This window comes from Leptospira levettii (assembly GCF_002812085.1).
GTDB lineage: Bacteria > Spirochaetota > Leptospiria > Leptospirales > Leptospiraceae > Leptospira_A > Leptospira_A levettii.
Window position 1 is genome coordinate 1,111,208 of the sequence record NZ_NPDM01000001.1, and the last position, 12,708, is coordinate 1,123,915.

12 protein-coding genes are annotated in these 12,708 nt (G+C 38.3%); 6 read left to right on the forward strand and 6 right to left on the reverse strand.

Annotation, left to right across the window (positions count from 1 at the left end; genetic code table 11):
* Entirely contained in the window at window positions 1-924 is a 924-nt protein-coding gene (locus tag CH354_RS05145; RefSeq protein WP_100716118.1) for a branched-chain amino acid transaminase, read from the reverse strand.
* A 168-nt stretch (window positions 925-1,092) separates the two neighbouring features.
* On the opposite strand from CH354_RS05145, the gene mnmG reads away from it, so the two are divergent.
* On the forward strand, window positions 1,093-2,967 hold the full coding sequence (gene mnmG / locus CH354_RS05150) for a tRNA uridine-5-carboxymethylaminomethyl(34) synthesis enzyme MnmG (protein WP_100725615.1): 1,875 nt from the start codon (window positions 1,093-1,095) through the stop codon (window positions 2,965-2,967).
* A gap of 569 nt (window positions 2,968-3,536) precedes the next feature.
* On the opposite strand, the gene CH354_RS05155 is transcribed toward mnmG, so the two are convergent.
* Complete coding sequence (locus CH354_RS05155) at window positions 3,537-4,262, reverse strand: hypothetical protein (RefSeq protein WP_100716260.1); 726 nt, start codon at window positions 4,260-4,262, stop codon at window positions 3,537-3,539.
* Window positions 4,263-4,320: 58 nt separating this feature from the next.
* On the opposite strand from CH354_RS05155, the gene CH354_RS05160 reads away from it, so the two are divergent.
* Genes CH354_RS05160 through CH354_RS05170 form a run of 3 tightly spaced genes read left to right on the forward strand, consistent with a single transcriptional unit; the run spans window position 4,321 to window position 6,718 of the window.
* Window positions 4,321-5,064, forward strand: coding sequence for an RsmG family class I SAM-dependent methyltransferase (locus CH354_RS05160; protein ID WP_100725616.1), 744 nt, complete (start codon window positions 4,321-4,323; stop codon window positions 5,062-5,064).
* Window positions 5,057-5,818, forward strand: coding sequence for a ParA family protein (locus tag CH354_RS05165; protein WP_100716115.1), 762 nt, complete (start codon window positions 5,057-5,059; stop codon window positions 5,816-5,818). The genes CH354_RS05160 and CH354_RS05165 overlap by 8 nt, the downstream gene beginning before the upstream one ends.
* Before the next feature lie 3 nt (window positions 5,819-5,821).
* Window positions 5,822-6,718, forward strand: a complete 897-nt coding sequence (locus CH354_RS05170; RefSeq protein ID WP_100725617.1) for a ParB/RepB/Spo0J family partition protein — start codon at window positions 5,822-5,824, stop codon at window positions 6,716-6,718.
* Here the strand turns inward: CH354_RS05170 and CH354_RS05175 are convergent.
* Genes CH354_RS05175 through CH354_RS05190 form a run of 4 tightly spaced genes read right to left on the reverse strand, consistent with a single transcriptional unit; the run spans window position 6,692 to window position 10,338 of the window.
* Complete coding sequence (locus tag CH354_RS05175) at window positions 6,692-8,512, reverse strand: ABC transporter transmembrane domain-containing protein (RefSeq protein ID WP_100725618.1); 1,821 nt, start codon at window positions 8,510-8,512, stop codon at window positions 6,692-6,694. The two genes, CH354_RS05170 and CH354_RS05175, sit on opposite strands and share 27 nt — an antisense overlap.
* Before the next feature lie 4 nt (window positions 8,513-8,516).
* Entirely contained in the window at window positions 8,517-8,987 is a 471-nt protein-coding gene (locus CH354_RS05180) for a YaaR family protein (RefSeq protein WP_100725619.1), read from the reverse strand.
* Between the two features lie 8 nt (window positions 8,988-8,995).
* Window positions 8,996-9,349: a bactofilin family protein gene (locus CH354_RS05185; RefSeq protein ID WP_012390385.1), complete on the reverse strand. Its 354-nt coding sequence runs from the start codon at window positions 9,347-9,349 to the stop codon at window positions 8,996-8,998.
* Complete coding sequence (locus CH354_RS05190; RefSeq protein WP_100725620.1) at window positions 9,349-10,338, reverse strand: M23 family metallopeptidase; 990 nt, start codon at window positions 10,336-10,338, stop codon at window positions 9,349-9,351. The genes CH354_RS05185 and CH354_RS05190 overlap by 1 nt, the downstream gene beginning before the upstream one ends.
* Window positions 10,339-10,443: 105 nt before the next feature.
* Between CH354_RS05190 and CH354_RS05195 the strand changes: the two genes are divergently transcribed.
* Together CH354_RS05195 and serS are read left to right on the forward strand one after the other, a co-directional pair.
* A complete protein-coding gene (locus CH354_RS05195; RefSeq protein ID WP_207762628.1) occupies window positions 10,444-11,253 on the forward strand; it encodes a TatD family hydrolase in 810 nt (269 codons plus the stop codon).
* Window positions 11,246-12,502 (forward strand): serine--tRNA ligase, encoded by a 1,257-nt coding sequence (gene serS / locus CH354_RS05200; protein WP_100725622.1) that lies wholly within the window; start codon window positions 11,246-11,248, stop codon window positions 12,500-12,502. Before CH354_RS05195 ends, serS begins: the two co-directional genes overlap by 8 nt.
* Window positions 12,503-12,708 lie beyond the last annotated feature (206 nt).

The window sequence follows — 12,708 nt, forward strand, 5'->3', positions numbered from 1 at the left end:
TTAATATACCGGAGTCAGCCAATTCATGTAACTAGGTTGTTCACCACGTACAGTTTCAAAAAAGACAGATTGAATTTTTTTAGTAATGGGGCCGATGTTCCCATTTCCAATCACTCTCCTATCCACTTCCTTCACCCAAGCTACTTGCACTCCTGTTCCTGAAAAAAATAATTCATCAGCGATATACAATTCAGATCTTGCGATGTCTCGTTCAACCACTTGATATCCTAAGTCTTTTGCAATTTGAATGATACTCCTTCTTGTGATACCTTCAAGAATGGAGGAAGGAATGGTTGGAGTGTGGATCACACCATCACGAACGATGAATAAATTTTCAGCAGAACCTTCTGAAACAAATCCTCTTGCATCAAGAAAGATTGCTTCATCCATTCCGTTTTGAACCGCTTCTGATTTTGCAAGAGCAGAGTTCACATACCCACCACTCACTTTCGAAAGTGTTGGGATTTGGTTGTCTGAGAATCGTTGCCAAGAGGACACCATGGTTGTGAGTCCATTTTGTGTATCGAGGTAGTCATCGAGTTTCAATGCATACACTGTGATGTCTGCTTTTACATCATGAAACCGTGGTGATAATTGTAATGCTGAAGTATAAATAAAAGGTCGTAAGTAAACATTTTGTTTGGCTTCATTTTTTCTGAGAAGGTCCAAGATGATGGATTGGATTTCTTCAGGTGTGATTTTGATCTGAAGTTGCATGATCTTTGTGGAGTTTACAAGTCGTTTGCAATGTTCTGCCAATCGAAACACATAAAGATTTTTTTTGGTTTCGTTGTAGTAACCTCGGATCCCACCAAAGACACCAGTGCCATATTGTAAGGCATGGGTTTGGACACTGACTTTCGCGTCTTCGGAAGGAACAATTTTACCTTCAAAGTATGTATATGGAAATGAATTCTGAGCCATTGAGATTCCTATCCTTCCAATCTTCTGGAGTTTCAAAATTAGAAAATGAATTTTATCTTTTTTTCTCTCGAAGCATACGCCGATGGTTTTGATATCGTTCTAGAGAGTGGTCTTAACTCTCCCTATTTTTCATAAGACATAAGAATCGTTACACTAAGAAGACATAATATGAATCCTTCCTTTTATCCCAACCAATTTGATTGTATCGTTGTTGGCGCAGGTCATGCCGGGACCGAAGCCGCTTATATTTCTGCGAAAGCAGGTCTCAAAACTTTACTCATCACAATGAACTTAGATACAATTGGGCAGATGAGTTGTAACCCAGCTATTGGCGGAATCGCAAAAGGACATATGGTTCGTGAAGTGGATGCCCTAGGTGGCCTAATGGGTCGGGTGATTGATCAAACGGGAATTCAATTTAAGATGTTAAATACATCGAAAGGTCCTTCCGTTTGGGCACCACGTGCACAAGCAGAAAAAAAACAATACCAACTGATGGTGAAACACCAATTGGAAAAATTACAACAACTCTCCATCAGACAAGATACCGTAGAAGATTTAATTGTAGAAGGAAACCAAGTGACGGGTGTCATCACAGGTCGCGGGTTTACGTTTTATACCAACCATGTGATCTTAACGACAGGAACATTCTTATCGAGTGTGATTCACATTGGTACTTACCAAAAAGAATCAGGTAGAATTGGCGAACCTACCACCAAAGGTTTATCACATACACTCGCTCGTTTTGAATTGCGACTAGGTCGATTAAAAACAGGAACCCCTGCCCGCGTTCATAAAAACTCCATCAACTTTGAGGGACTCGAAATCCAAGACGGTGATGAAAACCCACGACCTTTTTCTTTTTCTACAAAGAAGATTGATCGAAGACAAATTCCTTGTTTCATCACTTATACCAACGACACCACTCATGAACTGATCAAACAAAACTTAGAATACTCACCGATGTATTCGGGTCAGATCAAAAGTGTAGGACCAAGATATTGTCCATCGATTGAAGATAAAGTGGTGCGTTTTGCAGAACGAGACCGTCACCAAATTTTTATCGAACCAGAAGGTTATGAAACCAATGAGATGTATCTGAATGGTGTCTCCACAAGTTTACCAGAAGAAGTACAATGGAAGTTTTTACGAAGCATCAAAGGTTTAGAAGAAGTGGAACTCATGCGTCCTGGTTATGCCATTGAGTATGATTATGTAGATCCAACCGAACTCAATCCAACTCTCGAAACAAAAAAGGTAAAGGGTCTTTATCATGCAGGGCAAATCAATGGAACTACTGGGTATGAAGAAGCTGCTGCTCAAGGACTTGTTGCTGCTTATAATGTGATTCGTTCTGTCAGAAAAGAAGAGCCAATTTTATTCAAACGAAGCGAATCCTATATTGGAGTTCTTGTGGATGATCTTGTATACAAAGGTGTGGAGGATCCATACCGAATGTTCACTAGTCGTGCCGAGTATCGTCTCCTACTCAGACAAGACAATGCAGACCAAAGGCTTATGCAGTACGGATATGAGATGGGTCTTGTAGAAGAATCATTGTTCAAAGATATGAAAGATCGATATGCAAGAATTGAAAAAATAAAATCCCATCTCTTTGTTTCAGCAATGAAACCTTCTGAAGAGCTGACAAAGGTCCTGGAAGAAAAACAAATCACCAATTATAAATTTGGACATAGCCTTGCTTCCTTTTTGAAACGTTCGGATATCAAAATTAAGGACATAGAACCAATCGTTTCTGAACTTTCGATTTTAAGTGAAGATGAGAAAGCAGTGCTTGAGATGGAAGTGAAGTATGAAGGGTATTTAAAACGAGAACTGGAAACGATTGAATACCGTAAGAAGTTTTTAAACTTTCAAATCCCAACCGATTTTGATTATGCAAGTGTGAAAGGTTTGAAGACCGAAGCCATTGTAAAATTAGAGAAACATAGGCCTCTCAATTTGGAAACTGCCTTACACATTTCAGGTGTCGATCCATCGGATGTGGATCTACTGCTCTACCACTTGGTGGATCGTAGATAATGAAGAGATAGTTCATTCTTACATTCACCACTTCTTCTACAAAAGGAATGAAAATGATAAACCAAGGAGGTATCCCTTCTTGGTTTTTTTATGCCATAAGGCAAACACTAGAGTTGTAAGATAATGTTATAACCAAGCGCAGTCTTTTAGAATGAATGATTTTAAGTAAGGCATTCCATCAATCAAACAACTTCCTTGGTTCCAAACATAAACGATCTATCTGAAACTAAGAGCACATCTAGATTCTAAAGATGGAGATTTTGATTCGATTCGAAAGTACAAGACCTCTTTATCTTTCGACAAAGCAATCATAGAGGACTGATGATTCCAGAAGTGAACTCAACAACAATTCCAGGTTGATTGGTTCAGTTAGAATGGAATTTGTATTTTGAATTTTTAGAATTGATTGTTTGAAAATAAAAGCAAGGCGATAGGCTGAACAACAATAGATGAATTGAATTTGAAAATTGCTTCCTAAGAGAAAATTGATCAGTTCAGTTTGGAAAGAATTCCGTAGGCAAAATGTTCTGATCCGCCTACAGAATGAAGATGCTGAGATTTATTAATTCTCATTCATAAACAAGGACATGGGTTTTTTCAAGAATCCAATTGTCTCCTTGTTTCACGTGAAACGAATGGGACTCTAAACTTCCATCGGCTTTATATTTCAATTTATGCACCCTACGATTTTCGCCTTGGAAGAATTCTCTTTCAACTAAGTTCCCTTTTGTATCAAACTTAAAGTGGATTTCACCAAGTCCCTTCTTCTTATCGTCTGTCAAATATTGGATTTGTACGTTAGGTCTTTTCGGATCGATTTCAAAACGAAAGGATTCAGTGTCTTTGGTTTCTAAGTTTTTTCCTTCAGCAGCGAAGACGTTTCCTTCTCCGTCACTTTCAATGGAATATACCATTACAAGTTTTCCTTCTGCATCTTTTACATTCATCTTTTTCAAAGCACGACCTTTGAATTGGAAGTCTTTACGTTCAACAAGGTGACCACCATTATCATATACTTCTTCACTTGTTAACAATCCATCTGTATAACGGAAGGTAGTCTTACCATCACCCTTCCCTTCTTTGTCTGAATAAGATTCGGAGATTAATTTTCCATCTGAGTTGTATTCATATTCTGCGACATAAATCACTTGTCCCTCTGCATTACGAACGATCTCTTTGTTCGGAACCTTTTTCACTTTTTTGAAAAGGTAAGCATCTTTGTGGGACCATTTACCTGGAGTGTAACCTAAGACAGGGAGGGAAAAGATGATGAAAAAAATAAATATTCGAAACATGGAAATGATTTCTCCTACAGGAGACATCGGCGAAATTCTATAAAACGATAATACGATTATGTCAGAAAAAACGATCCAAGAAGAAATCCAATCAATCATCCCAAAACTCTTTCCAATACTTGAACCAGAATTTGATTGGGAACTTGTGAAAAACTTTTATGAGTTTCTAAAGCGAGATAATGAGAAAGGAGGATTCTTTTCACGAAACGATTCGGAAAAGATTCTTGAGAGACATATTCTGGAATCGATGATCTTTGTTTGGAAACTGAAAACAACGGGATATGTTTCACGTGAAACAAATATTGCCGATGTAGGAACGGGGCCTGGACTCCCTGGATTTCTCTTCGCAGTTTTGAAAAAAGCACCACATGTTTTCTTAGTAGATTCTCAAAAGAGAAAGTTAGCCTTGCTGGAATCAGAAGTTACATCCGGAAGTTTATCCAATGTAAAAAAACGTGTGGAGTTTATTTATGCGAGAACGGAAGAGATCAATTCCAATTTTGATGTAGTCACTTCCAGAGCGATGGTTCCCTATCCTTACATCGCTGAAGTCACCACTCGGATGGTGAAGCAAAAAGGAATCTTATGTCCCTTTCTAGCGCAACCGTATCAAGATTTGGAAAAAGAAACAGAGGTTCTGACTAATAATGGGTTTGTGATGAAAAAAGAAATTCCCATTCCTGAATTAGAGTTTGTTGGAAAGAGACATATCAAAATACTGCAAAAGAATTCACTTCCGAAAAAGGGATACCCCCGCGACTGGAAAGAAATCGTAAAGGAGACAAAAAACAAGAATGGGTAAAATCGTTTCGATCAGTAACCAAAAGGGTGGCGTTGGCAAAACAACGACTGCGATTAACTTAGCATCCAATCTTGTTGATCTTGGAAAAAAAGTTCTTCTATTAGATATAGACCCACAGGGCAATTCGGGTTCTGGACTTGGTTTAGAAGTACAGTCTCTGAATAAAACAACTTACGAAGTAATGATTGGAGAGTTATCAGCTAGAGAAGCGATCCAAAAAACGTTTGTTCCCAATCTAGATATCATTCCTTCGAACATCAACCTCTCAGGACTTGAAGTAGACTTTCTTGGAATTGAGAAAAAAGAATTCAAACTCAAAGATGCTCTTGCATCCATCAAAGAATCTTATGATTATATTTTAATCGATTGCCCCCCTTCTCTTGGTGTTCTCACCATCAATGCACTTTGTGCATCTCAATCAGTGATGATCACTTTACAAACAGAGTACTTCGCACTCGAAGGACTTTCTCAACTTATGAGAATCATTTCCTTAGTACAGTCACAATGGAATCCTTCTCTGTCACTTGAGGGTGTACTTCTCACGATGTATGACAAACGAACCAACCTCGCAAACCAAGTTGCAGATGATGTCAGAAACTATTTCAAAGAAAAAGTATATGAAACTGTCATTCCACGTAATGTAAAATTATCTGAAGCACCTTCCTTTGGAAAACCTATCAACTACTATGATCCTGATGGTGTTGGTGCAAAAAGTTATAAAAGTTTAGCGGAAGAAATTGTAGGGAGGGCATAAGTTATGGCACTCGGTAAAGGAAAGGTTTTAGGAAGAGGACTTGGAAATTTAATCCCAGTCAATGAGAACAATGTTGAGATCTCCAAGGACGAACAATCAGGACTTCGTGAAATCAAAGTATCTGAAATATCACCAAACCCTCACCAACCTAGAAAACAATTTTCAGACGCATCCATCCAAGAGTTATCAAATACAATAGTCGAACATGGTGTGATCCAACCGATCGTTGTACAAAAAAATCCATCTGGATCTGGTTTTCTTTTGGTAGCAGGCGAAAGACGATTACGTGCATGTAAACTTGCAGGATTTGCAAAAATACCTGCGATCGTTCGTGATCTATCCGAAGCAGATATGATGGAACTTTCACTCATTGAAAATATCCAAAGGGAAAATTTAAATCCAATGGATGAAGCTTTGGCTTACCAAGCAATCATCGACAAACGAGGATTAAAGGTTACAGACTTAGCCACTCGTGTTGGTAAAAACCGAGCTACCATTTCCAATTTGATTCGTTTGTTATCTTTACCAAAACCATTACAAGATTGGGTAAAGGAAGGGAAACTTTCAGAAGGACAAGCTCGCCCTCTTCTTTCGATTCCCGATTCCAAAAAACAATTTGAGGTCGCTCAAAAAGTGATTAGCGAAGGTTGGAATGTTCGTGAAGTGGAAAACTATGTTTCTAATTTATTGAACCCAGAAAAAAAATCCAGTTCCTCTGCAAATGTTTCTGACAAACGAGATGCAAGTATCGTGAAGTTGGAAACAAAGTTACGAAATAAATTCAGTTCAAAGGTGGAAGTGTCTCACAATGAAACGAATGGCAAAGGTAAAATTGTTTTTTCCTATGCCAACCTCAGTGATATGGAGAGAATCTTAGAGCAACTCGGTGTGAAATTGTAATTTCGCCAAACGCTCATACAACTCACTTGTTCGTAAGAGTTCGTCATGTGTTCCAACGGACTCGATTTCACCCTCCCGAATCACAACAATTTGATCTGATTTTACAACTGTTGAGAGACGATGTGCAATCATGATGGTTGTCCTTTCTTTCACTAAAAAATCCAAAGCTCTTTGAATCATTTGTTCGGATTCGGAATCAAGTGCAGAAGTAGCTTCATCAAGTAAAAGAATTCTTGGATTACGGAGGATGGCTCTTGCAATTGCAATCCTTTGTTTTTGTCCGCCAGATAATCGGGTACCGAGGTGGCCAAGGTTTGTATCAAATCCATCTGGTAATTGGTTTATAAATTCCATCACATATGCATTTTCTGCTGCCGTTTGGATTTCTTCGAAACTTGCACTTGGTTTTCCATAAGCAATATTCTCTCGAAGGGTTCCACTGAAAAGAATTGGTTGTTGGGGAACAAAACCAATGAGGGAACGTAAGTCTTCCAATTCTAAATCTTTGATGTTGATTCCACCGATGGAAATAGAACCTGACGTTGGATCATAAAAACGAAGGATGAGTTCGAATAACGTACTCTTTCCTCCCCCTGATGGTCCCACAAGGGCTGTAGTTTTATTCGCAGGAATTACCAAATTGATTCCTTTGATGGCTTTGGATTCGGGTCGTGAAGGATATGAAAATGTTAAATCTTTTAAAAGGATAGTTAATCCATTTTGTTTCTCTAAACCGTTTTTTGGTATCGCAGAATTTTCAGAATGGAATACTTCTGAAATTGGTTTTGGATGGATTGGATCTTTGATTTCCGATTCGGATAACAAGAGTTCCATGAGACGTTCTGTGGCACCAGCTGCACGTTGTAAATCACCAAGGACTTCGGAAACAGCTCCTACACTATTTGCCACCATGATGGCATAAAAAGAAAAAGCGATGAGTTCTCCCCCTGTGATTTTTCCTTCAAGGACATCAGTTCCCCCAACCCATAACATAAAACTTATTCCAGTAAGAATGAATAAAATAACAGTCCCGATAAGAAGGGCCCTTTGTCTGATCCTGGCCACAGCAACTGCAAAGGCATCTTCCACTGTTCTGGAGAATACATCGATATCTACTTTTTGGTGGTGGAAGGATTGTAAAATTTTAATGTTGAGGAGGGATTCGCTTACGTATGTTCCTATGTTTGCAATTTTATCCTGGGTGTTACGGGATAAATTTCTCACACGTTTTCCGTAGAATAGAATTGGAAACACAATGAAAGGTACACTGATAAGAACAATCATCGTGAGTTTTGCATTTGTGATAAAAAGAAAAATAATCCCGCCGACAAACATCAAAATATTTCGAAGGGCGATTGAAGCAGAAGACCCTATGACCGTTTGGATGAGGGTTGTATCAGTTGTGATTCGAGATTGGATTTCTCCAGGAGAGTTGGATTCAAAAAAACTTGGATGGATGAAGATGATATGTCTGAACACATCTTTACGAATGTCGGAGGCAACTCTTTCACCAATCCAAGAAACTGTATAATGTCGTATGTAGGTTCCAATGGCGAGAAGGATTCCAACGAAAATGATAAATACAAGTGCATAACCTAATTCTTGTTTGGATCTCGCAGAAAATCCAGCATCCACTAAATGGCGTAATCCTTGTCCAAGTCCCAAAGTAACACCCGCTGTGAAAAGCAGTGCAAACGAAGAGAGGATCATTTGGATTCGATATGGTTTTAAATAGGAAAAAGTTTTAGAAAGGACTCGGAGGTTTTTTGACTTAGGTCGGTCGGGTGTTTGCAAAGAATTATCCTTTTAGATCAATGAGTAGACCTCTGATTTCATCTAATTGTTTCAAAATAACAAAAGCACTGTTGTTGGGCGAAAACATGGTTTTTGCCAAAAGATCCAATTTTTCGTCCACTACCTTCACATAACGAACGTCTTTTTGGTCATTACGTCCGCGTTGGGGTGCTTGCATTACTTTGTAGTTTTTTTTGAGAATGAGTTCAGCAATTTGTTTGATGTGCTTCTTGTAGGATTCGAGGTTTTTGTGATTGGGGTCTTTGATGAGATCTTTTTCTAGATCAGGTAAATCTTTCCAAAGTTCATTCAGCTCTCTTGTTTCTTCTTTACCCGCTGGAACTATGGATTCTAAAATTTCTAAAAAACTTTGTTTGGCTTCATCAACGGGAACAAAGGAAGTAGCTAGTTTTTCTTTGGAACCTTTTTTTGCCTGAGTCGAAACTGACTTAGGGTTGTTGTTTTGGATGATCATAAACCCGCCTAATGACGAGTGGGGTTAATCGTACATTTCCCATGAAACACAACACCTTCTTCCACGATGAGGCGAGGAGTGACAATGTCCCCTTCTAATCGGCAGCTAGAAAGTAGTGTTACACGTTCTGTTGCATAAATATTTCCGCGGATTTCTCCACCAGCAACCACAACTCGTGCTTTGATATCAGTATCGACGATTCCGGACTTTCCAATAAGGACCTTTCCTGTGGTTTCGAGCACTCCACGGAATTTTCCATCGATACGAATGAGACCCGGGAACTTAAATTCACCTGTGAATTCAGCCCCTTCTCCGATGATGCTATTAACTAAAAATTCTTCTTCTGTTGATGGATTCGACATTATTCTTGGATTTGGTTGAGAAACGAAAACGGATTCAACGCTTGGGTACCAACATGTACTTCATAATGAAGGTGGTAAATCGGATTTTCAGGAGATTTTCCGACATATCCAAGAATGTCACCTTTTGAGAGTTTTTCGTTTTTCTTCACACGGATTCGATCTAAATTTGAGTAGATCGTTTTCCAACCAAATCTGTGGGATATTTTTACATAATATCCAGTCGCTGGTGAATAACCAGTATCAAACACTAAACCAGGTGCTGTAGCAATGACTTCTGCTCCTGGAAAGGATCCAATATCCAAACCACGATTGATTTCTTCTTTGCCAGTAATCGGTGAGATGTATTTTCCAAAAGGGAAAAGCACATACCCTTTGGTAGGCCAAATCGATGGTGTGTTTTTGATGATGCTCTTTCTTTTTTTGATGAGTTTGATGATCTCTTCAGAAAGTTCGGAAGATAATTTTAAATTGTGAATGTCTTCTTTGATGCGAAAGGACTCATCAGTAATGTCAGTTTGAGGTGTTCCTTGTAAGGCAAGGAATTGACCTGCTTGTCCACCCATCCCTTTTGATACTCGAGATGGATCTCCACCTAATTTGATATAAAGATTAGAGATTCGATCATAATAGTATTGGATGGTTTCATGAAGAGAGTTTACCTCTTCTTTCATCTTGGAAGATTGTCTAATAAAGTCTTTGTTAGTTAAATTGAGTTCGGTGAGTTGGTGGATGGATCCACTATGAGATAAAACGTTTACCGCACTGATGACAAGTAACACAACCATGATTCCAATGAAGATAGAAATGGCTTTGTAAGAGATGACAAAGTTAATCGTTTTGCGGTCAGTGTGAGGAATGACCATGATGGTCAGTTTTTCACGACCTTTTTTGTCCAAATCCTCATAACGTTGGGATAACTTAAGCTTCCATTCCTGGACTTTATACCGAAGTCGGTAAAAAATTAAATGTAGTCTTTGTTTTACTTCCACGTTCGTTATAGACCTACGTTGATTTAAACAAAAGTTAATCTACCCACTATATCTTTCGATTGAATTTTCATTTTCATCCAGTGGAAATTACAAATCTTGCTATTTATGGGATATTCGTTGATCGACACACATTGCCACCTAGACATAATTCGAGAACAAGGACAAAGTATCGAAGAAACCCTGGAGAAATCCCGAATGGCAGGAGTAGACCAATTGGTTCAAATTGGGATTGATTTGCCTAGTTCAAACGAAGCAGTTCGTATTTCAGAAACGCATTCAACAGATTCATTAAAAATATCGTATTCGATTGGTTGTCACCCAACAGAAACCCATGAGTTTCCGAATGCAGATCAAATTTTAGAGTTAGCCAAATCCCGAATGTTTGATCCTAAGTTTGCAGCAATTGGTGAAATTGGAGTGGATTTATATCATGACGCAAGTACACGTTCCCAACAAAATGATGTATTGCGAAAGTTTTTAGATTTTTCTTCCGAGTACAAAATGCCCGTTGTCATCCATTCACGAGATGCTTATCAAGATACCTATGAAGCTCTAAAAGAATTTAAAACAAAAGCATTTGGAGTGATCCATTGTTTTACTTACGATTACGAAGCTGCAAAACAATTTGTTGATCTTGGGTATTATATTTCTTTTTCAGGAATTGTTACTTTTAAATCAGCGGTAGATATCCAAGAAGCCGCAAAAAAAATTCCACTCGAATCTATTTTGATCGAAACAGATGCACCATTTTTATCACCAATGCCTCATCGTGGGAAACGAAATGATTCCTCACATTTGCCATTTGTATTAGAGAAAATGTATTCATTACGAACAGAACCTAATGCTGAAGTAGCAGAACGTATTTACAAAAATTCATTAAAATTTACAGAAAGAAAGGCTTACCACCATGCTTGATATCAATCGTATTGTTCAAAATCCAGAAGAACTTCTCTCCACTTTACAAAAACGTGGTGTAGTCTCAACTGACATTGAAGCAAAAATTAAATCTGTTTCAGAAAAACAAAGAAGATTAAAATTAGAAGTCGAAGAACTACGTGCAGAACGAAACCGAGTTTCTAAAGAAATTGGAATTCAGAAATCACAAGGGAAAGATATAACAGAAATTTCAAATTCGATGAAAGGAGTTGGAGATCGCATCAAAGCAATCGAAGAAGAACTTTCAAAAGAAGAAGAATCTTTACACGAACTTAATTTAGGTCTTCCTAATTTATTAGATCCTTCAGTTCCCGAAGGTAAGTCGGAAGAAGATAACGTTCTAGTCAGACAATGGGGTGAAATTAAAAAACAATCTTTTGAAGCAAAAACTCATTTCGATATTGGAGAAAAACTAGGAATTTTTGATTTTGAAAGAGGGGTCAAACTTTCCGGCGCACGATTTTACACCTATCGAGGTTTAGGTGCAAAATTAGAACGTGCTTTAATGAATTTAATGCTCGATACTCATACATCTGAGAATGGATATGAAGAAATGTGGGTCCCTGTTCTTGTGAACGACGAATCGATGACAGCAACTGGTCAACTTCCAAAGTTTGCCGAAGATTTTTATCGCTTGGAAAAAGATGGATTAAATCTCATTCCGACGGCAGAAGTCCCTCTCACCAACTACTACCGCGATGAAATCATCCAAGAAAAAGAATTACCTATCTCTGTTTGTGCTCACACATCCTGTTTTAGAAGAGAAGCTGGATCCTATGGAAGAGATACACGTGGGCTTGTGCGTGTACACCAATTCCAGAAAGTCGAACTTGTTAAATTTGTAGAACCTGAGACATCAGTGGAAGAACACGAAAAGATGTTAAAAGATGCAGAATCTATTTTGCAAAAATTAAATCTGCCATATCGAGTTATGTTACTTTGTAGCAAAGATATGTCGAGTGCTTCGTCCAAAACATTTGATATTGAAGTATGGATGCCTGGACTTGGGCGATTTATGGAAATTTCCTCAGTTTCTAACTTCAAAGACTATCAAGCAAGAAGAGGAAAAATTCGATACAAGTCAAAGGAAGGAAAAAACCTGCTCGTCCATACTTTGAATGGTTCTGGTCTTGCGATCGGTCGAACACTGGCCGCAGTGATTGAAAACTACCAATTAGAAGATGGAACCTTCCAAATTCCGGATGTGTTAAAACAATATATCCGATAAGAATTTTTGGGCAGATGACCGAGGTGTCAAATGCCCAATCCACTTTGTCCTCTAAACCCTAATTTTGTAGCAAAGAAATCCATAGCCAATATCACCCTTGAGTTTGGTTTTAAACGCTGTGCGATGATAAACTCTGGATGGGGAAATAAACGAAACAGATTTAACTTACCAGCTAAGAAATTTAAACAAACTACGTTTAATTCACT